Consider the following 20210-nt stretch of genomic DNA (forward strand, 5'->3'; position numbering starts at 1 on the left):
CCCAGCTCCATCATCGCCACCTTCGCCTGCATGCATGCCATGGGCTTTACCATGAACAACATGAGCATGCTCGCCCTGGTGCTGGCGGTGGGCCTGGTCATCGACGACGCCATCGTCATGGTGGAGAACATCTACCGCCACCGCACGGCCCTGGACAAGGGACCGATGCTCGCCGCCTTCGAGGGTTCGCGCGAAATCGGCTTCGCCATCATCTCCACGACCCTGGCCATGGCCGGGGTCTTCCTGCCGGTGGCCTTCATGGGCGGCATGATCGGGCGCTTCTTCTTCGAGTTCGCCGTCACCGTGGCCTTCGCCATCGCCTGCTCGACCTTCGTCGCGCTCACCGTGGTGCCCATGCTCTGCTCGCGATTTCTCAAGCGCGGCTCGCCCAACCTGCAGGTATTTCGCGTCTTCGACCGGGTCATGGCCTGGGCGTCCGATTTCTACCGGCGCTGGATGCACCGCTTTCTCGCCCACCGCGTGCCGGTGCTGCTCCTCGCCCTGGCCGCCCTGGTGGCCGGCGGCTGGCTCTATCAGATCCTCGGCAAGGAATTCATCACCGAGGAGGATCAGAGCCGCTTCGTGGTACGTCTGCAAACACCCCTGAGCTACGCCGTGGACAAGACCGACGAGGTGCTGCGCCGGGTGGAGGAGGAACTGCGGCAGATTCCCGAGGTCAGCCATTTCTTCAGCTTCACCGGCTGGGGCGGCGCCAACCGCGCCAGCGCCTTCGTCACCCTGGTGCCCAAGAGCGAGCGCAGCCGCAGCCAGCGCGAGATTCAGACCGAGGTGCGCCAGATCCTGCGGCGCATGCCCGACGTGCGTGGCAGCGCCACGCCCATCTCGCCCCTGGGCGGCGGCCAGCGCAACGAGGACATCCAGTTCGTCATCCAGGGGCCGGATCTCGCGGAGATCGACCGCATCTCCCGCGAGGTGATGAACCGCCTGGAGGATACACCGGGCTACTCGGGCATCACCCGCGACCTGGAGATCGGCAAGCCCGAGGTGCGCGTGCACATCGACCGCGAAAAGGCCGCCGACGCCGGCATCAACGTGCGCGAGATCGCCGCGGCGGTCGGCGCCTTGCTCGGCGGCATCGAGGTCGCCACCTTCCGCGAGGGCGGGCGCAGCTACGACGTGCGCCTGCGCCTGCAGGCCGAGCAGCGCCTGCTGCCCACGGACATCAAGCGCATTTACCTGCGCGGCGGCGACGGCCAACTGCGCGACATCAGCAACTTCGCGAGCATCGAGGAAGGTGTCGGCCCGAGCGTCATCAACCGCCTCGACCGCCAGCGCTCGGCCACGGTGTACGCCAACCTCGAAGGCGGCAAGCTGCTCGGCGACGCCATGCCCGAGGTGCAACGCCTCGCCGCCGAGTTCCTGCCGGAAGGCTACACCACCAAATTCACCGGCAGCGCCGAAACCTTCCAGGAAACCGACCAGTACGTGATTTTCGCCTTTCTCCTGGCGACCCTGCTCACCTACATGGTGCTCGCCGCCCAGTTCGAGAGCTTCTCCCAGCCCTTCGCCATCATGATGGGCCTGCCCATGGCGTTTCTCGGCGCCTTCGGCCTGCTCTGGCTGCTGGGCAACACCTTCAACCTGTTTTCCATGATCGGTCTGGTGCTGCTCATCGGCCTGGTCACGAAAAACGGCATCCTGCTCATCGACTACACCAACCAGCTGCGCCGCAAGGGCCTGGCCCTCAACGACGCCCTGGTCGAGGCCGGCGCCACGCGCCTGCGGCCGATTCTCATGACCGCAATTTCCACCATCGCCGGGGTGCTGCCCGTCGCCATCGGCTTCGGCGAGGGCAGCGAAAGCCGCCAGCCCATGGCGGTGGCCATCAGCGGCGGGCTGCTCTCCTCGACCTTCCTCACCCTGGCGGTGCTGCCGGTGATGTATTCCTATCTCGATCAGTTGGGGCGTTGGCGGGCCATGGAAAGATTCAAGAACTGGATCATGGCGCGGGAGGACGGAGCGGGGGACGAGAAACGAGAAACAAGAGACGAGAAACGCGGGACACGGGACGCGTAATTTTTTGTAGGGGTTCACCAGCCCCAGTCGTTAGCGCCGCAGGGCATGGCGGTTGAGTGCGGCGGCAAATGTTTGAGCCGCAGGCGAGTTTTTGCCGCAAGCGAGACTGGCATGCCCTGCGGTGCATGCTGCGCCGTGACGATTTTTTCCTGCGCAGCGATGGGTGATGGCGCTATAATTCCGCCGGTTGTCCATTTTGCGTCGGGGGTCGCGTCGTGTCAGAACAGCCGGCAAGTCTTGCAACAACCTCAACATCCTCCAACCGCGCCAATCTGCTCAAAGCCCTGGGACCGGGGATTCTCGTCGCCTGCGCGGCGGTGGGCGGCTCGCACCTGGTCTGGTCGACGCGCGCCGGGGCCGAATTCGGCTGGAGCCTGCTCGGCCTGATCCTGCTCGCCAACCTGCTGAAATATCCCTTTTTCCTCTACGGACAGCGCTACACCGCGGCCACCGGCGAAAGCCTGCTCGCCGGCTACCACCGCCAGGGGGTGGCCTACGTGTGGACCTTTCTGCTCATCAACATTCTCACCGGCACCATCAACATCGCCGGGGTGGCCATGCTCAGCGGCGCCCTGCTCGCGGGCTACGGCATCACCGGCCTGAGCGTGCCGCAGCTCACCCTGCTTCTCCTATGTGTCTGCGCCCTGCTCCTGCTGCTCGGGCATTACAAAATTCTCGACGGCCTGGCCAAGATCATCGTCACCATCCTTGCCCTGAGCACCCTGGCGGCGGTGCTCCTGGCCATTCCCAAGGCCGCCGTGCCGCCCGCCGGCTTCATCGCCCCGAGCCCCTGGACCCTGGCCTCCTTCGCCTTTCTCATCAGCCTGCTCGGCTGGATGCCCGCGCCCGTGGACCTCTCGGCCTGGTCGTCGCTGTGGATGTTCAGCCGCGAGGAGCAGACCGGGCATTTCGCCACGCCGCGCGAGACCTCCATCGACTTCTACCTGGGCTATGTGGCGACGGTGGTGCTCGCCGTGCTGTTTCTCGCCCTGGGCGCCCTGGTCATGCACGGCACCGGCGCGGCCTTCTCGGCGAGCGGCATCGCCTTCTCCCAGCAGCTCGTCAATCTCTACGCCGAAACCATCGGCGGCTGGTCGCGACCCCTGATTCTCACCGCCGCCTTCGTCACCATGTTCAGCACCACCCTCACCTGCGTCGACGGCTACCCGCGCTCCCTCGCCGCCTGCTGCACCCTCATCGGCGATTTGCCGCGCCGGCGCTTCGCGCAGCTGCACAACCTGTGGATTCTCATCGCCGTGGGCGGCGCGGCCCTGGTGGTGCTGTTCTTCGTCAAGAACCTGGTGCAGATGCTGACCTTTGCCGCCGTCGTCTCCTTTCTCACCTCGCCCATCCTCGCCTACATCAACCTGCGCGTCATGAACGGCGCCAACGTCCCCCCCGCCCAGCGCCCCGGCCCCTTCCTCAGCCTCCTGAGCCGGCTCGGCCTGGCCTTTTTCGCGGTGATGGCGGCGGGTTACGTGTATGCGGAGTTTTTTGCCCAAACCTGAGCCTAGTGCCCCGTGCGGCTAGTCCTGTCTTCTAATTCCGGCTATTTTTGGCGCCGCCTGCGTTGCGCCAACTTGACTTAGCGCACGGCTAGGCCTGCGTTGGCGACGCCTTGACCGCACCAAAAATATCTCAAAATTATTTGACATGACTAACCACACGGGACACTAGCCCGGCAGGATCGTAATGCACAGGCAATCGGCTTCGGCGTAGAGGTTGCCTGTGTCATCGCACAGCCGGCCGCGCACCAGAACCTTTCGGCCCTTCACCGAGACGATCTCGGTTTCCACCCGCGCCACCAGTTTGAGCGGCAGCAACCGGCGGAAATGCACGTTGAGATTGCCCACCACGATGGGGTGGCCGGCCGCCCAGGCCGCGAGACCCAGCACCTCGTCGAGCACCGCCGCCATGCTGCCGCCGTGGGCATGGCCGGGCGGCCCTTCCGTTTCCTCGCCGAACCAGACCAGCGCCACCAGCGCATTGCTCGCATCGCGATAGTAGCGCAGGCGAAAGCGGTTGCCCTGAGGATCGCCGCTGACGAAGCGCAGGGATTTGCCCACCAGCGAAGGAGCATCGAAGGGGGTCCAGGTAGGCAATTGCAGACGATCAAAATCCGGCGCTGTTTCCATGGGGCCCAAGATCCTTTCCTGATTATTCTTCTGTCGATAAAGGTTGGCGTTCGCGACCGGCGTACTGCCGATCTCGCTTGAATCCGTCCCGCGCCCTGGGGTAAAGTTCCTGAAAAATCAAGCTTTCGCCTCGGCGAACCCTAGCATCGTCTCACCGATTTCAGGAGCAGAATCCTTGTCCGTGAACCATTCTCATCCACCCGCGACCGATCACAACAACGACCAGCCTCTGTTCGAGGATCCCCGCCACCGGAAATTTTCCCTGGTGTGGCTTCTCACCTTGCTGGGGCCCTTCGTCCTGTCCGTCGGTCTGTTGATCCTGCTCTATATGACCCATGGCTGGGCCACGGTCAAGGCCCTGCTGCTGACCGCCCTGGCGGTGTTTTTCTTTTTCGGCCGTTTCGTGATACTCGGCGGCCAGGCGGGCGGCATGGAGGAAGCCACGCGCTTTTTCACCTCGGGGGAACTGGCCCTGCTGGTATTCTACATGGACACCATGGTGGCCTGCCTGCTCGCCTTCCACATCGGCTTTGTCTTTCGCCTGCCCTACCTCGGCACCAAGCTGCGCCTGCTCATGGACGACGGCAAATTCATCCTCGCCGCCAACCCCTGGATGAAGCGCGCCACCTTCGCCGGCATCGTGCTCTTCGTCACCTCCCCGCTGGCCGCCACGGGCAGCGTCGGCGGCTCCATCTTCGGCCGCCTGCTCGGCATGTCGCGCCTGGGCACCTTTCTCGGCGCGGTGACAGGCAGCGCCATCGGCTGCGGGATCATGTACTTCGGCGCGGCGCTCATCAACCGCTACCTCGACCGCGACAACCCCTGGCTGACCATCTGCGGTATCCTGTTCGTCGCCCTGGTGATCTTTCTGCTCAACCACCGCTACCGCGGCATGAAGGCCGAGTGGTACGCCAACCAGGCAAAGGATCAAAAAAACGATCCGAGTTAAAGCCCGAAGCGCCGGTGCCAGACATCAAATACCGCGACCTTGGCGGCACCGTGGCGCCCCAGGGACTTGCGCACCTGCTCGGGAGTCTTGGGGCCGGGCGCCTTGCGCGGATTCTTGCTGAAGAACAGGTCGGCGTAGGTAACGATCTGCTCCTCCAGGGAGAGGGGCAGCATATCACGTTGGGGCAGGGGCAGGCCCTGCGCGCGGATTTCAGCGGCGCTCAGGCCCACGCCGATGTGGCGCTCGCAGACCAGGGCGTGGCGCGGCAGACCTTCAGCATCGAGCAGCTTGCGCCCTTCGACGCCATGGCAGATATAGGGCAGATCGCCCGTGCAGCCGATGTCGGGCGCGCGCGTGGCACGGATGCCGATATCATGGAGCAGCGCCGCCTCCTCGACAAAGGCGAGATCGACGCTCTCGGGCAGGCGCCGGGCGATGCGCGCGGCCAGTTCGGCGACGGCCAGGCTGTGCGCCAGCAGAATGCCGTGGGCCGGCGTCTCCCGCGGATAGTACTTTTCCAGCAAAGCAAGCATGTCCGTCAATCCTCACCTCATGCAAAGGGTCGAAACCATGATCGTTGAGCGCGAAGTCAAACCCATCCTGCACCGCAAGAAATGCCCCGCCTGCGGCTATTATACCGTCTACCAAGCCGTCCCCGCCGGCACCCAGGCCACGGACACCTGCACCCACTGCCGGCATCAGATCACCCTGCCCTGGGATAACGAAGTCAAGTCAACCATCAAGAACACCGAGAAGATGCTCAGGGATCTCGAAGACGTCTACCCGGAGCTCAAGGCGCTGAAAAACCCCGGGGACCATACGCTGCTGGAATAGCGGTGCGACCCATTTTTTTAAGAAATAATTTATGAACAAAACGGTTGACATCCTGCCCTGATCATATTATCTGTCGGCAGTCTTGATTGTGATTGCCATTGCATTTATATCCAGGGGGAACGCGGGCATGGAGGGTGCCTTCAACCACAAGATGTCTCAGGTTTATGCCCAGGGGTTCGCCAAGGCGCGCTTCTGGGCTTTTTTGTGTTTACGAGCCCAGGGCTCCTCGCGGCACGGCAACGGGAAACGGCCGGCGCCGCACCTTTAATCCCAACCTTAGGAGGAAACAAACGATGACGAAAGAGGTCTGTAGCATCGCGCGACGCAAATTCATCCGCAACGTCGGGGCGGGTCTGGCCGTCGCCACCCTCACCACCCCCGGCCTGGCGCAGGCCGGGAAAAAAGCGGCGAAAATGCCGTCCATTGATTTCGAGTTCGCCATACTCGACCCCATTCCCCTCATCCCACGGGAGAGAATCTACGAGCATAACCGCAACAGCGTGCGCCTCTTCAAAAACGCCGAGGCGAAGGAGGCGGGAACCGGCCTGGAGTTGAACAGCATGGCCGCCATGATCGCGCAGATGTGTGACGGTACCCGCAACGTCGACATGATCATCGAGGCAACCGCCGATATTTTTTACCTGGACGAGGCCGGCTTGCGGCCCCGCGTCGCGGCGTTTCTCCAACAGTTGTTCGAGGACGGATATCTGGTCTTTGCCTCCCCGGCGACCATTCCGCAAGAAAAACGAGTACGCGGCATGACGCTGCTGACGCGCAAGGACAGCTCGATCAAAATCCTCGCCGACAGCCGCGAGATCAAATTCTAAATACCCCCATTTCGCCTGGAGACAGAACCATATGAGCTATTGGTCTTTTTACCACATCACCGATGATTGCACCGCCTGCGGGGCGTGCGAAATCATTTGTCCCATCGATGCCATCGTTTGGAATCGTAACCGAACCGTCTATGCCATCGATAACGACCTATGCTCCGGCTGTGGAGCCTGCGAAACCATCTGCCCCTACGCGGCCATCGAACCTACCTGATCGACAACCCCATCCAGGGAACAGGGCGTGGCCCGGGCACCCCACAGAGGGTAGTCGGGCCACGCGGGCAAGCCCAAGACCAACCAAAATTCGGAGGTGAAGGCGGGCCTTGCGCCATTATGCCCCTAAATGGACAAACATTGCAGAGAAGGGAAATGGTAATGAGATCCTATCTCAAGCTCCGATCGATTCTTGCCCTGGCCCTTGGGCTCGGCATCTTCTTCTGTTTTGGCGCGAATCCAAGCTACGGTGAGCTTGTCAAATGGCCTGGCTGTGAAGGTCCCGGTTGTTTGCGCACCGCCCAAACAACCGCGTGGCCCCCGCCGTTGCAGGAACCTGCCTTTACAATAGAGCTGCATCGCCTTGCGATCGGACTCCCGTCCCCGCCCAAACGTGTCATGCGGCAATGGGGCGGGGATATAATCCTAGCTTGCCAGGACGGAAGTTGGTTCAGTTTCAGCCTTGAGACCAAATACACCAGCGCGGAGGGGGTAGAAATGCCTGCAAGGAGCAACCTCACGGTTGCGGACTCGGGACAATTCACCTTCACCAAAACCGCCAAGGACCCCGCGCCTGATGATCCCAACGACCTTTGGGTCTGGCGTCGTGCAATTCATTTCAAATCACAGGTGTTCGGGCTCGACAACCCGGTCTACGCTGCCACAAAAGGGCCTCTAGCCATTTATTTCTGGGAAGATTTCCAGATAGACAAAGCGCTGCTCGCCTTTATTTTCGACGCTTCCGATACCAGCAATTACGTTCGGGTCTATGCCCAAAACGTCTCATTTGAGGATTTTAAAAAGATAATCGGTACCACAAATCATAAATGATCAAATTTTTGTCGGAGGGGATTAATGGGACTTACAGAAAGCGAACAATCGGATTTGCGTGCCATTCTTGTGAATATATTCGGGCAAGAGGCCAATAACTGGAAGATGAATGCGGGGACGCTTGGAGCAACGGCGGCAATGCTCTCAGGAATCAAGGTTTGTTCGCAGGCAGTAAATTATGTTCCACGCCCTGGCGGAGTCATTGATAAAGCCTACTTCCGTCGGCAACTGCGTGACATGGCGCGGCGGGCCGCCAATCACGACAGATCTACCAGATTTGTCGTGAGACAGGGACCTTAAAATGGAAATCAACAATAATCCTGGCAGGTGAAAATCATTAATTTAACTTTCGCAGCGAATCCCAGGCGACCGGAATCTTCGCAGAAAACCACCAGGGACAAGGCGACCTCAGCCTTCGAGGTCGCCTTGTCCCTGAACAGATCGTCCTCCAGCCACAGGGCTCCACAGGCCGAAACACTGCTGAAACATGACAGGGTGCCCCACGCGTTTTGCCTAAGTCCACTCCGCAATCTTCCCTAAGAACTAATGCTCAATATTATACTGTTTGATATCATTGAAATCACCCGTCGCCGGCGGTCCTGAGTGATTTTTCCGGGTCGACATGTCTCCCGCGCATGCTATCTTATTAAGCCATGGCCCATTCCGCCATCCCCCTTTTCTCCCAGAACCCGCCGCCCCGCAAGGGTCGGCCCCGACCATTGAAGTGAGCCGATGAATCTCGCCGAACGTTTCAAGGATGCCTGCGGCTTCGGGCTGCTGGCGCAGATCAGGAACCAGCCCAGCCATGCCCTGGTGGAGGACGCCATCAAGGCCCTGGCGCGCATGATGCACCGCGGCGCGGTGGCCGCCGACGGCAAGACCGGCGACGGCAGCGGCCTGCTTTGCTCCATGCCGGTGCGCTTCATGCGCCGCGTCGCCGAGGAGCAGGGCGTCTCCCTGCCCGAGCAGTTCGCCGTGGCCATGCTGTTTCTCACCGACGAGGAACGCCAGGTGGCCGCCTTTCGCGAGGAGTGCGAGAAGAACGACCTGCAGGTGCTGTTGGTGCGCGAGGTGCCGGTCAACACCGAAGCCTTGGGCGAATACGCCCTGCGCCTGATGCCCGCCATCCGCCAGGTTTTCGTGGTACCGGCGGCGCTGGTCGCCACGCGGCGCTTCGACGCTCTGCTCTATCTCACGCGCAAGCAGATCGAAAAGCGCCTTGCCGACAGCCCCGAGTTCTATATCGCCTCGTTTTCGCGGCGCACCCTGTCCTATAAGGGGCTGGTGATGCCCCGCTACATCGGCACTCTCTACCCCGACCTGCGACAGCCCGACTTCGAATGCGCCTTCGTGCTGTTTCACCAGCGCTTCTCCACCAACACCCTGCCCAAGTGGCGCCTTGCCCAACCCTTGCGCACCCTGGCCCACAACGGCGAGATCAACAGCCTGGAAGCCAACCGCTTCAACGTGCGCCACAAGTTCAACGACGCGCGCAGTCCGGTGTTTTCCGACGAGGAACTGGCACAGCTGTTTCCTATACTGGAGGAAGGCGGCAGCGACAGCGCCAGCCTCGACAACGTGTTCGAGTTCCTGCTGGCCAACGGCATGGATTTTTTCAAGGCGGTGCGCTGCCTGATCCCGCCGCCGCGCCACAACGTGGCGCACATGCCGGCGCGGTTGCGCTCGTTTTACGAATACATCTCGGCGGCTTACGAGCCCTGGGACGGCCCGGCGGCGGTGAGCCTCACCGACGGGCGCTACATCGGCTGCATTCTCGACCGCAACGGCCTGCGCCCGGCCAAGTATGTCATCACCCGCGATGATCGGCTGCTCATCGCCAGCGAGTACGGCGTGCTCGACCTGCCGCCGGAAATGATCCGCGAGCGCGGCCGCCTGCAAAGCGGGCAAATGATGGCCGTCGACCTGGAGCAGGGGCAGATCTTCTCCACCCGCGACATCGACCGCTATCTGATGGAATCCCAGCCCTATAGCGACTGGCTGACGGCACACACCTACTATCTGCAGGAGTTCATCGAGCATCAGTTCGACGATCTCTCCGACTGCGAGGTGCCCGATCTGGCCCTGCGCCAGCGCGCCTTCAATTTCACCCACGAAACCCTCGACATCCTCATCCGGCCCATGCTCGAAGGGGGCAAGGAACCCACCGGGTCCATGGGTGACGACACGCCCATGGCGGCGTTTTCGGCGGAAAGGCGCAATTTCAGCGATTTCTTTCGCCAGAAATTCGCCCAGGTGACCAATCCGCCCATCGATCCCTACCGCGAGAAGGCGGTGATGTCGACCACCATCGGCTTCGGCGAACTCGGCAATCCCCTGGTCGAAACGGCGGAGCGCGCCAAGCGCCTCAAAAGCATCTCGCCGATTCTCTCCCGCGACATCTTCGAGGCCCTGCTCGCCTTCGGCGATCCCAAGCGGCCGCGTTTCGAGGAAGGCTATCGTTACCGTATCTTCCCGACCACCTTCCGCGGCGACCTCAAGGCCAGCCTTCATGCCCTCGGCGAGACCGTGGTGACGGCGGTGCGCGAGGAGGGCGTGCACATCATCGTGCTCGATGATCGCGACGCCGACGCCGAGCGGATGGTGATCCCCATGGCCATGGCGGTGGGGCACGTCAATCAGAAGCTGCTGCGCGAGCGGCTGCGCAACCGGGTCAACCTGGTGGTGGTGAGCGGCGAGGTGGCCGACCCCCACGGCGCCTGCGTGCTGCTCGGCGTGGGCGCCCTGGCCATCTATCCCTGGCTGCTCTACGCCACGGGCTACGATCTGTGCCGGGAGAAGGGCCTTTCGCCGCGCGAAACCCGCCGCTCGCTGAAAAACATCTACGACGCCATGACCAAGGGCATTCTCAAGATCATGTCGAAGATGGGCATCAGCACGGTGTCGAGCTACCGCAACGCCGCTCTCTTCGACATCATCGGCCTGTCGCGCGAACTGGTGGCGGACTGCTTTCCCCACGCCGCCCTGCAACTGCCCGGGCTGGATTACGCCGCCATCGAGGAGCGCATCGCGCGCGCTCATCGCGACGTGTACCGCCGCGGGTGGATGACGCCCGTCTACCCCTTGCGCATCGGCAGCTTCTATCAGGACAACGCCGCCAGCGAGTATCACGATTTCAGCTCGCACAACGTGGTGGCCCTGCACAAATTCGCCGCGTCCCTGGAGCGCGGCGACTATCTGCAATTTCGCGAGCGGATCGAGGAGCGCGGCCTGCGCTTCGTGCGCGACTTCCTCACCTGGAATACGCCCCGGACGCCCATCCCCCTGGCCGACGTCGAGCCGGTGGAGGCCATCACCCGGCGTTTCGACTCGGCGGCCATGTCCCTGGGCTCCATCTCACCGGAATGCCACGAAGCCCTGGCCGAGGCCATGAACCAGTTGGGCGGCGCCTCCAACAGCGGCGAGGGCGGCGAGGATCCGGCGCGCTACGGCACCGCGCGCAACTCCAAGATCAAGCAGATCGCCTCGGGACGCTTCGGCGTGACCCCCGCCTATCTGCGCAGCGCCGGCCAGATCCAGATCAAGATTGCCCAGGGCGCCAAGCCCGGCGAAGGAGGTCAGTTGCCCGGCGACAAGGTGACCCCGCTCATCGCCACCCTGCGCTACACGGTTCCGGGCGTGACGCTGATCTCGCCGCCGCCCCATCACGACATCTACTCCATCGAGGATCTGGCGCAGCTGATTTTCGACCTCAAGCAAGTCAATCCCCAGGCGGAAATCAGCGTCAAGCTGGTCTCCAGCGACGGCGTGGGCACCATCGCCGCCGGGGTGGCCAAGTGCTATGCCGACCGCATCATCATTTCCGGCTGCGAGGGCGGCACCGGCGCCGCGCCCCAAACCTCCATCAAGCACGCCGGCAATCCCTGGGAGCTGGGACTGGCCGAGGCGCACAACACCCTCAAGGCCAACCATCTGCGCGAACTGGTGACCCTGCAGACCGACGGCGGCTTCAAGACCGGCGCCGACGTGGTCAAGGCGGCCCTGCTCGGCGCCGAATCCTATGGCTTCGGCACCGCCTTGCTGGTCATGCTCGGCTGCAAGATGCTGCGCGTCTGCCATCTCAACCGCTGCTCGGTGGGCGTGGCCACCCAGGACGCCAACCTGCGCGAACATTTCGTCGGCACCGTGGCCAAGGTGGTGGAATACCTGCGCAATGTGGCCGAGGACGTGCGCGAGATCCTGGCGCGGCTGGGCTTTCGCAGCCTCGATGAAATCATCGGCCGCAGTGACCTGCTGCGCCTGGTGGACGACCCGGCGGCGGCCCCCTTCGATTTCTCGGCGGTGCTGCGGCGGCTCGACGGCGTCGACGTCAAGCAGCGGCGCAACGACCCCTTTGACGACAATGCCTTTGAAAAGGCGGTGCTGCAGGAGGTGCTGCCCGCCATCCGCGACCCGCGCGCCGAAGTGGTCGTCGAGCGCGCCATTCGCAACACCAACCGCAGCTTCGGCGCCCTCATCAGCGGCGAGATCGCCCATTACTACGGCAACGAGGGCCTGGCGCGCGAAGCCATCACCCTCAATCTCACCGGCGTGGCGGGCCAGTCCCTCGGCGCCTTTCTCATCGACGGCGTCAATATCCAGCTCAACGGCGTGGCCAACGACTATGTCGGCAAGGGCATGCACGGAGGGCGCATCGTCATCATTCCCCGCCTCTATCAGGAAGGTGCCTCGGCCATCGGCAACACCTGCCTCTACGGCGCCACCGGCGGCAAGCTGTTCGTCGCCGGCACCGCCGGGGAACGCTTCGCGGTGCGCAACTCGGGCGCCCTGGCGGTGGTGGAGGGCACCGGCGATCATGCCTGCGAGTACATGACCGGCGGCACGGTGGTGATCCTCGGCGACACGGGCATCAACTTCGGCGCCGGCATGACCGGCGGCGCGGCCTTTGTCTACGACCGCCAGAAGAACTTCATCGACAAGATCAACCGCGAACTGGTCGAAGCACGGCGCATCGACATCGACGACGACAGCGACGGCAAGATCTACCTGAAAAAGATCATCCACAGCTTCCACAATCGCACCCGCAGCCCCAAGGCCGGTCGCATTCTGGAGGATTTCCGCGAGGAACTGGCTTATTTCTGGATGGTCACGCCCAAGGATATGAAGGCGCCCCTCAACCCCAAAGAGGGTGATTGACAGCGATGCAACCACGCGGCTCCTTCGCACCCTGGGCCGGGGCGGTTGAGCGCGGCGGCGAATGTCCGAGCCAAGGGCGAGTTTTTGCCGCAAGGGATGCCGCGCCGGCCCAGGGTGCGCGTTGAACCGTTACTGGACATTGGAAGGAATGCCACTCCATGCAGAATTTTATCCATACCAACCGCCAGGAACCCGCCAAGCAGCCGGCGCCCGCGCGGATCCTCAATTTTGATGAAATCTACCGTTTTTTCAGCATCTCGCAGGCCGCCGCCCAGGCGGAGCGCTGCATCCAGTGCGGCGATCCCTTCTGCACGGCACTCGGCTGCCCCCTGGGCAACTGCATCCCCCAGTGGCTGGGCGCCATCGCCGAACGTGACTTAAAGAAGGCCTTTCTCATCTCCAACGAAACCTCGCCCTTCCCCGAGGTCCTGGGGCGCATCTGCCCGCACTCGCACGTGTGCGAGGGCGCCTGCACCCTCAACGACGGCTACGGCGCGGTAAGCATCGGCGCCATCGAGGCGTCCATCAGTGATCTGGGATTCGCCGCGGGCCTGGAGCTGCCCTTTCCCGGAGTGTTTCGCCCGCAGAAAGTCGCGGTGGTCGGCTCGGGTCCCGCCGGCATGTCCTGCGCCCACTTCCTGCTGCGCGCCGGCATCGGCGTCGAGATGTTCGAGCGCGCCCTCGAACCCGGCGGGCTGTTGACCCTGGGGATTCCCAACTTCAAGCTTGACAAGAGCATCGTCGCGCGGCGTTTCGACATCTTGCGTAAAGCCGGGCTCAAGCTGCACCTCAACTGCGAGATCGGCCGCGACAAGAACTTCGTGGAACTGACGGAAAACTTCGACGCGGTGTTTCTCGGCGTCGGCGCCACCGGCGGACGCCTGCCGAAGCTCGCCCACGAGCGCCACGGCAGCGTGTTCCTGGCCATGGAGTTTCTCGGCGAAATCCAGGGCCGTCTGCTCGGGCGCAAGATGCACCGGCGTTTTGATGTGCGCGGCAAGCGCGTGGTGGTGCTGGGCGGCGGCGACACGGCCATGGACTGCGTGCGTACCGCCATTCGCGAGGGCGCCGAGACCGTCACCTGCGTCTATCGCCGCGACGAGGCCAACATGCCCGGCAGCGTCAAGGAGTACCACAACGCCATCGATGAGGGCGTGAACTTCTTCTTTCACCGCGCGCCGACCAAGATCATCGTTGACAACGACGGCAAGCTCACCGGTGTCGAGGTGCTGCAGACCTGCCTCGCCGAAGCCGGTCCCGACGGCCGCCGCTCCGTCAAGGAGGTGCCCTGCTCGGAACACTGCATCCTCGCCGATGTGCTGATTCTCGCCCTGGGCTTCGATGTCGAGGAATTTCCCTTTTTGCAGAAGGTCGGCATCCACACCCGCCACCGGCGCCTGGTGGTGGAGCACGACAGCGGCCGCACGTCCCATCCCAAGGTATTTGCCGGGGGCGACTGTCATCGCGGCGCCGATCTTGCCGTCACCGCCGCCGCCGAGGGGCGCCGCGCCGCCTTGGCCATCATGGAGCAACTCCTCGGGGGATGACTTCCAGAACAGTCTGCACCCAGCCCTTCTCCTGGTGCGAGGTGCATGAGGACGGCAGCGTCTTTCTTTGCTGCCCGGCCTGGCTCAAGGCTCCGGCGGGCAACCTGTTGCGGCAGTCCCTGGCAGACATCTGGAACGGCCCCCTGGCGCGCGAAGTGCGCAAGGGGGTGCTTAACGGCACTTTTCATCGCTGCGGGAAACGCTGCCCGCGCCTGGCGACCGGCAGCTCGCCGGTGATGGATCTCGCGGACGTCGAAGATGTCGAGGAGCGCCGAGCCCTGGAAAAGGGGCTGGCCGTCCTGCCCTACGGGCCGAAAATCCTTAACCTTTGCTTCGATCCGCGCTGCAATCTTGCCTGCCCGAGCTGTCGCGCAACCCCGGTGGGCAATCTGTCCGCGCGCGCCGCGCGGCTCGGCGAAAAAATTCGCGCCGAATTCGCTCCGCACCTTGAAACTATGGTGGTCGCCGGACATGGCGATCCTTTTGCCGCTCCGACCTACCGCGCCCTGCTCCTGAGCATCCACCCCGCAGGCTGGCCGCGCCTGCGGGACATCCGCCTGCACAGCAACGGCCTGCTCTGGGATGCCGCCACCTGGCAAAGCCTCGCTAACATCCACTCCCTGGTGCGCGAGGCGGAAATTTCCCTCGACGCGGCGACTCCCGAGACCTATGCCCGCAACCGGGGCGGCGATTGGTCGCGGTTGCGTGACAACCTGAGGTTCATCGCCACCCTGCCCCTGGCCGGCAAACTGAGCATGGTCGTGCAGCGCAACAATTTCCGTGAGGTGCCCGCTTTGGTTGATTTGGCCGCCTCCCTGGGCTTTCGCGCCTATTTCAGCCAACTGGTCAACTGGGGAACCTTTTCGCGCGCGGAGTATCGGCAGCGGGCGGTGCACCATCCTGAACACCCGGAGCACCGGGACCTCCTCGCCGTGCTCGCCCAGGTGGCGGGGAGGCCCCATGTCGATCTCGGCAACCTGGCGCCTCTGGTGGGCGCCGATCTCCCGTAGGGGCGGATTGCATCCGCCCGGGCGCACGTCAGTGCGCCCCTACGCCGGGGGCGTAACACCCCTGCCGGGCGCAACATGCTGCGCCCGGCCTGCCGTGCCGTTGTAGGGGCGAGGCGCTGCCTCGCCCAGGGCGCACATCGGTGCGCCCCTACGCCGGGGGCGTAACAACACCTCGGGGCGCGGCATACTGCGCCCCTACACCTACCCGCCGCATCTGTTAAAATCCCTGCATGGACCCGCGTTATTACCGCAGCACCCAGATCGCCAACATTCTCGCCCCCGGCCTGGGCTTTGCCCTGAGCATCCCCGGCCTGGTGGTGCTGGTGGTGACGGCCGCGCGCCACGGGGATGCCTGGCATGTGGTGAGTTGCGCCATTTATGGCGCCAGCCTCATCATTTCCTACGCCTTGTTCACCCTATATCATGTGTTCAAGTTTCATGATCGTTATGGAAAAACATTCAAAATCCTCGATCACTCCACCATCTACCTGCTCATCGCGGGCACCTATACGCCCTTTACTCTGGTGTTTTTACGAGGGAACTGGGGTTGGACGCTGTTCGGGGCGGTGTGGGGACTGACCCTGGCGGGGGTGGTCTTCAAGATCTTCTTCATCCATCGCTTCAAAATCCTGGCACCCCTCATCTACCTGGCCATGGGGTGGCTGATCCTTTTCGCCATCGAGCCGGCCGTGGCCCTGATCCCGCGCCCGGCCATCCACTTGCTCCTCGCCGGCGGTCTTGCCTATAGTCTGGGGTTGATTTTCTATGCCTGGAAGGGGTTGCTCTATCACCACGCCATCTGGCACCTGTTCGTCCTCGCGGGAAGCCTGCTCCATTACCTGGCGGTCCTCTGGCACGTCATCCCCACGCCAAGATTCTGAACCACAGACCAAGGACAAAAAAACAGGGATGGACAGGACAGACAGGATTTAACCCCTTGGCGTGAGGTTTTCATCCTGTTCATCCTGTCCATCCCTGTTAAAAAAGTCTTTGTTCTTGGTCCTTATCTGAACAGGCTCATCCCTCGCCCGGCCGGCCCTGTTCGTCGTGACCCATGACGATGCGTCGACTGCCCTGCCAGCGCCGCACCAGCGCCTCGTCGACGCCGAAAAATCCGGCGAGTTGGGCCGAGGTCAAAGGATCGGGCTGGCGAGTGCGTCGTTCGTTGTGGCGAAAGCGCAGCAGATTGTAGGTGGACCAACCAATCAGCACCGTCCCGATGAGCGCCACCACCAAAAAGTACACCAACGGCACGCGAAACAGGCTGCCGAGACCATCCAAGCGAAACATCGCCAGAAAGGCCAGATGCCCGCCCACCAACCAGGCCCCCAGGGTCAGCAGCGGCCGTAGCAGCAAACCGAGAAACACCCAGAACACGCCCGTCAGCACGCCCTGGCTGTAGCGCTGCAAACGCGTGGCGCCCTTGGGGTTTTCGATAATGGGCGGCCTCATGGCGCGACTCCTTCACCGCTTTGGGCGACGCCGCGATCGGGACTGACCCAGGTGGCGCGACGTCCGCGCGGTTTGAACAGGGCCTTGGGCAAGCCGACGATGGAGGTCAGCAGATTGATCAGCCAGAAGGCCAGGGGATACCAGATCATCCAGTAGTAGCAGCGCCCCAGACCCTTCTCGTAGCGCGAATCAATGGCCAGGCTCACCGCGAATTGCAAAAGGCAGGTCAGGCCGAGGACCACGCCCGGCCAGTGAGGCACCATGGAGGGCAGTTCCAGATACTCGGGCAGGGGCATGAAAAAACTCAGGGTCCAGAGCACCGCGACCGCCAGCATGCTGTAGCTCCAGATCACGCTGGTTGCGAATTCGAGCACCACCGGCCACATGCGCCGCTTTTTCCAGTTGAACAGGCCGACGAGATTGGCGAGCAGCACCTCGTAGCCGCCCTGCGCCCAGCGCAGCCGTTGCTTCCACAGACCGCGCAGGGTCTCGGGCATGAGAATCCAGCACAGGGCGTTGGGCTCGAAGCGGATGTCCCAGTAGTTGAGCTGGAGTTTCCAGCTGATGTCGATATCTTCGGTGACCTTGTCGAGACTCCAAAAGCCCACCTTGTGCAGGGCCGACTTGCGGAATCCCGACACCACGCCCGACACGGTGAAAATGCGCCCGTAGATGCGCTGGGCGCGCTTGATCATGCCGATAATCGCCGAGAATTCGCCGACCTGCACCTTGCCGAGCAGGGTCGAGCGGGTGCGGATGCGCGGATTGCCCGTCACCGCGCCGACGCGCGCGCCGTTGACGAAGTGGCTCATGATCCAGGTGGTGGCGTGAGGATCGAGGAGGGCGTCGCCGTCGATGCAGATCAAAAACTCATGGGGCGAGGAGAGCGCCGCCATGCGCAGCCCCATGGCCTTGCCCTGATTCTGGGTGAAATGCAGCACGCGCAGGCGCGGATGCTGCTCCGCCAACGCGTCGAGGATCGCACCCGTGTTGTCCTTGCTGCCGTCGTTGACGGCGATGATGTCGAAGTTGGGGTAGGTCTGGGCGAGCAGCGCGGCGATCGTCTCGCGCACGTTGTCGCCCTCGTTGTGGCAGGGTACGACCAGGGATACGCCAGGATACTCGCGCAGCTTGGGTTCGTCCTGATAGCCCCCCTGGTTGCGTTCGCGGCGCCAATAGTAATAGATGGCGCCGATCATCCACAGATAGGCCATGAACAGCGGATAGAAGAACAAAAAGGCCAGCAGGACGCCGCGGATATGTTCGAGATAAGTGAGCATCGTCATGGCAGATACGGATAGGTGCGCAGGGACATCACGGGCATCAGATCCTCGGCACGCGGCTGGTTGTGGAAGAAATTATCCGGATAATAGCCGTAATGACGGGCGCCCTGGCGCGCCAGCAGGCGCATCTGCCGCGCGAGGACCGCTCCGGGCACGGGCTGATTGTCGTGTCGCCAGTCGACGCTTTGCAGTTCGAACACCACCTTGTCCAAGGCACCCGGCGTTTCGGCGACACGCTGAACGAGATCCTTCAACCAGCCCTCGGGGTCGGCGGCCTGTTCCATGTAGGGCATGGCCATCACCGCCGTGTAGTCGTAGCGCTCAAGAAACCGCGGCAGGCTCTGGGCGAACCAGGCTTCGCTGGCCGGCTCCAGCACCGGCCGGGCAAAGAGATTGCGCGCCGTCTTGACGGTGGGCCGCCAATAGCGCGCCCGCTCGGCCAGATGAGCGGTGAAATCGTGCAGCGCCTCGGCCTTCAAGCGCGTCCAGGCACCTTGGTGTGTCTCATCGGCGCGCAGGACGCCGATGTCGCCGGGCAGTCCGGCCGCCGCGTAGGCGGCCAGGGCCGCGGGATGGGCATCCTCGAAATCGGAGAGCAGCGCGTCATCGTGGAACAGCACTCCGGCAAAGGCGGCGTGCTTGGCCAGATCCTCGTAGAGGTCCCCGGCCAGCTGCCGTGACTTGGGGGCAAAGGGGGAAAGACGCCGATACTGGCGGGGATCGGGCGCGGCGGGACCATCCGCTTGCCGGCTCAGCACCAGGTCGCCTTCCTCGCCCAGGACAAAGGCCAGCACCGGCATCCAGGCATAGACCTGCACCCCGGTGCGCACCCGCAATTGCCAGGCGACGCGGTTGAACAGGTCGGCGCGCATGGGCAGATGGCGGTTGGGAAAATACAGGGCATCAGCCGTGCCGTCGCCGTCGGGATCGGCGAAGGCCTGCAAATAGACGGTGCTGACACCCAGTTTCTGGATGCGATCGAGGAGCAGGCCGAGGTTGACTTCCTGCTGGGCGGAGTCGGCGTCGTACACATAATCGAGATCCACATGCACCACGCGCAGGGATTGCGGCCTTTGCCACTGAGGGTTGTGCATCTGCCAGACGAAGTCGGCCAAAGGCGGATTGTCGAGAATCAAGACGCGCCGCACCGCGCTCAGCTCACTGGGGGCGTTCTCTCCCACATCCAGGGTCAGGCTGATGGACATGCCGACTTCTTCGGCTAGCTCCTGGGCCAGGCGGTTGTATTCACCGTAGGGCCAAACCATGACGCGCGGTGCCTGACCAAGCTGTTTTTTCAGCAAGGCGGCGTTGCGGGAGAAGTCCTCGCGCAAGCGCGCGGCATAGGCTTCATCCGTTTCGTAGCGGCCGCTCGCCGCGTCGTAGCGGCGCGTGGTCATGGCCGGCTGCTCGTTGCCCTGGGGATTGGCCGGAATGCCACGATGCAGGGCGTGGCTGTGCGAGGCGATTTCCACCAGGCCCGAGGCGGCGACCTCGCGGATCTGCTCCCAGCTCATGAACCGCGCGCGCGGCACCAGGCTATCGCCGTAGGCAACCTGCCCGTCGGCCGGAACTTCGAGCCAGCTGCCGACCAGGGCCAGCACCGCCGGATACTCGAAGGCTTTGAGCAGGGGATAGACCTGGGTGTAAAAACTGGCGTAGCCGTCATCGAAGGTCAACAGCACCGCCTTCTCCGGCAGGGCCCCCTCGCCGCGCCGCGCGGCGAGCAGGTCGTCCAGACTCACCGGGCGATAGCCGTTTTCCCGCAACCAGGCAAACTGGGCGACAAGATTGTCCCGCGACACGGCCATGCCGTCGGGATCGTCCACCACCTCCTGCACATCGTGATAGCACAGGGCGATAAAAGCGCGGGCCTGCGACGGAATAACCGCCAGCAACAACAAGAGCGACCAAGAAAGAATTCTCATGCGCATG

At 63.2% G+C, this 20210-nt stretch carries 16 protein-coding genes; 11 read left to right on the forward strand and 5 right to left on the reverse strand.

What is annotated here, in order from left to right; translation table 11 throughout:
• Together QAT43_RS02765 and QAT43_RS02770 are read left to right on the forward strand one after the other, a co-directional pair.
• Nucleotides 1-2037 (forward strand): efflux RND transporter permease subunit (locus tag QAT43_RS02765; RefSeq protein WP_305041509.1); only part of this gene is annotated, 2037 nt, incomplete at its 5' end.
• Between the two features lie 215 nt (nucleotides 2038-2252).
• Complete coding sequence (locus QAT43_RS02770; protein WP_305041510.1) at nucleotides 2253-3545, forward strand: NRAMP family divalent metal transporter; 1293 nt, start codon at nucleotides 2253-2255, stop codon at nucleotides 3543-3545.
• A 165-nt stretch (nucleotides 3546-3710) separates the two neighbouring features.
• Here the strand turns inward: QAT43_RS02770 and QAT43_RS02775 are convergent, their stop codons facing one another.
• Nucleotides 3711-4172 carry a PaaI family thioesterase gene (locus QAT43_RS02775; protein WP_305041511.1) on the reverse strand — a complete coding sequence of 154 codons (462 nt, stop codon included), beginning with the start codon at nucleotides 4170-4172 and terminating at the stop codon, nucleotides 3711-3713.
• Nucleotides 4173-4353: 181 nt separating this feature from the next.
• On the opposite strand from QAT43_RS02775, the gene QAT43_RS02780 reads away from it, so the two are divergent.
• Nucleotides 4354-5121, forward strand: a complete 768-nt coding sequence (locus tag QAT43_RS02780; RefSeq protein WP_305041512.1) for a small multi-drug export protein — start codon at nucleotides 4354-4356, stop codon at nucleotides 5119-5121.
• Here QAT43_RS02780 and QAT43_RS02785 read toward each other — a convergent pair.
• Nucleotides 5118-5654, reverse strand: coding sequence for an HD domain-containing protein (locus QAT43_RS02785; RefSeq protein WP_305041513.1), 537 nt, complete (start codon nucleotides 5652-5654; stop codon nucleotides 5118-5120). The two genes, QAT43_RS02780 and QAT43_RS02785, sit on opposite strands and share 4 nt — an antisense overlap.
• Before the next feature lie 37 nt (nucleotides 5655-5691).
• Between QAT43_RS02785 and QAT43_RS02790 the strand changes: the two genes are divergently transcribed.
• From QAT43_RS02790 to trhA, 8 genes are all read left to right on the forward strand, one after another.
• Complete coding sequence (locus QAT43_RS02790; protein WP_305041514.1) at nucleotides 5692-5955, forward strand: hypothetical protein; 264 nt, start codon at nucleotides 5692-5694, stop codon at nucleotides 5953-5955.
• Between the two features lie 293 nt (nucleotides 5956-6248).
• Nucleotides 6249-6782 carry a PqqD family protein gene (locus QAT43_RS02795; protein WP_305041515.1) on the forward strand — a complete coding sequence of 178 codons (534 nt, stop codon included), beginning with the start codon at nucleotides 6249-6251 and terminating at the stop codon, nucleotides 6780-6782.
• Between the two features lie 31 nt (nucleotides 6783-6813).
• Entirely contained in the window at nucleotides 6814-7002 is a 189-nt protein-coding gene (locus QAT43_RS02800; RefSeq protein WP_305041516.1) for a DUF362 domain-containing protein, read from the forward strand.
• A 161-nt stretch (nucleotides 7003-7163) separates the two neighbouring features.
• Nucleotides 7164-7832, forward strand: a complete 669-nt coding sequence (locus tag QAT43_RS02805) for a hypothetical protein (protein ID WP_305041517.1) — start codon at nucleotides 7164-7166, stop codon at nucleotides 7830-7832.
• Nucleotides 7833-8564: 732 nt separating this feature from the next.
• Nucleotides 8565-12986, forward strand: coding sequence for a glutamate synthase large subunit (gltB, locus tag QAT43_RS02810; protein WP_305041518.1), 4422 nt, complete (start codon nucleotides 8565-8567; stop codon nucleotides 12984-12986).
• Between the two features lie 158 nt (nucleotides 12987-13144).
• Complete coding sequence (locus QAT43_RS02815) at nucleotides 13145-14533, forward strand: glutamate synthase subunit beta (protein WP_305041519.1); 1389 nt, start codon at nucleotides 13145-13147, stop codon at nucleotides 14531-14533.
• Nucleotides 14530-15543 carry an SPASM domain-containing protein gene (locus tag QAT43_RS02820; RefSeq protein ID WP_305041520.1) on the forward strand — a complete coding sequence of 338 codons (1014 nt, stop codon included), beginning with the start codon at nucleotides 14530-14532 and terminating at the stop codon, nucleotides 15541-15543. The genes QAT43_RS02815 and QAT43_RS02820 overlap by 4 nt, the downstream gene beginning before the upstream one ends.
• Before the next feature lie 230 nt (nucleotides 15544-15773).
• The gene (gene trhA / locus QAT43_RS02825; RefSeq protein WP_305041521.1) at nucleotides 15774-16424 is read left to right on the forward strand and encodes a PAQR family membrane homeostasis protein TrhA; all 651 of its coding nucleotides are present in this window, start codon (nucleotides 15774-15776) and stop codon (nucleotides 16422-16424) included.
• Nucleotides 16425-16560: 136 nt separating this feature from the next.
• Here the strand turns inward: trhA and pgaD are convergent, their stop codons facing one another.
• Genes pgaD through pgaB form a run of 3 tightly spaced genes read right to left on the reverse strand, consistent with a single transcriptional unit; the run spans nucleotide 16561 to nucleotide 20209 of the window.
• Complete coding sequence (pgaD, locus tag QAT43_RS02830; RefSeq protein ID WP_305041522.1) at nucleotides 16561-16995, reverse strand: poly-beta-1,6-N-acetyl-D-glucosamine biosynthesis protein PgaD; 435 nt, start codon at nucleotides 16993-16995, stop codon at nucleotides 16561-16563.
• Nucleotides 16992-18281 carry a poly-beta-1,6-N-acetyl-D-glucosamine synthase gene (pgaC, locus tag QAT43_RS02835; protein WP_305041523.1) on the reverse strand — a complete coding sequence of 430 codons (1290 nt, stop codon included), beginning with the start codon at nucleotides 18279-18281 and terminating at the stop codon, nucleotides 16992-16994. Before pgaC ends, pgaD begins: the two co-directional genes overlap by 4 nt.
• Nucleotides 18278-20209, reverse strand: coding sequence for a poly-beta-1,6-N-acetyl-D-glucosamine N-deacetylase PgaB (gene pgaB / locus QAT43_RS02840; RefSeq protein WP_305041524.1), 1932 nt, complete (start codon nucleotides 20207-20209; stop codon nucleotides 18278-18280). The genes pgaC and pgaB overlap by 4 nt, the downstream gene beginning before the upstream one ends.
• Nucleotide 20210: the final 1 nt, after the last annotated feature.

The organism is Geoalkalibacter sp., assembly GCF_030604225.1.
Lineage (GTDB): Bacteria > Desulfobacterota > Desulfuromonadia > Desulfuromonadales > Geoalkalibacteraceae > Geoalkalibacter.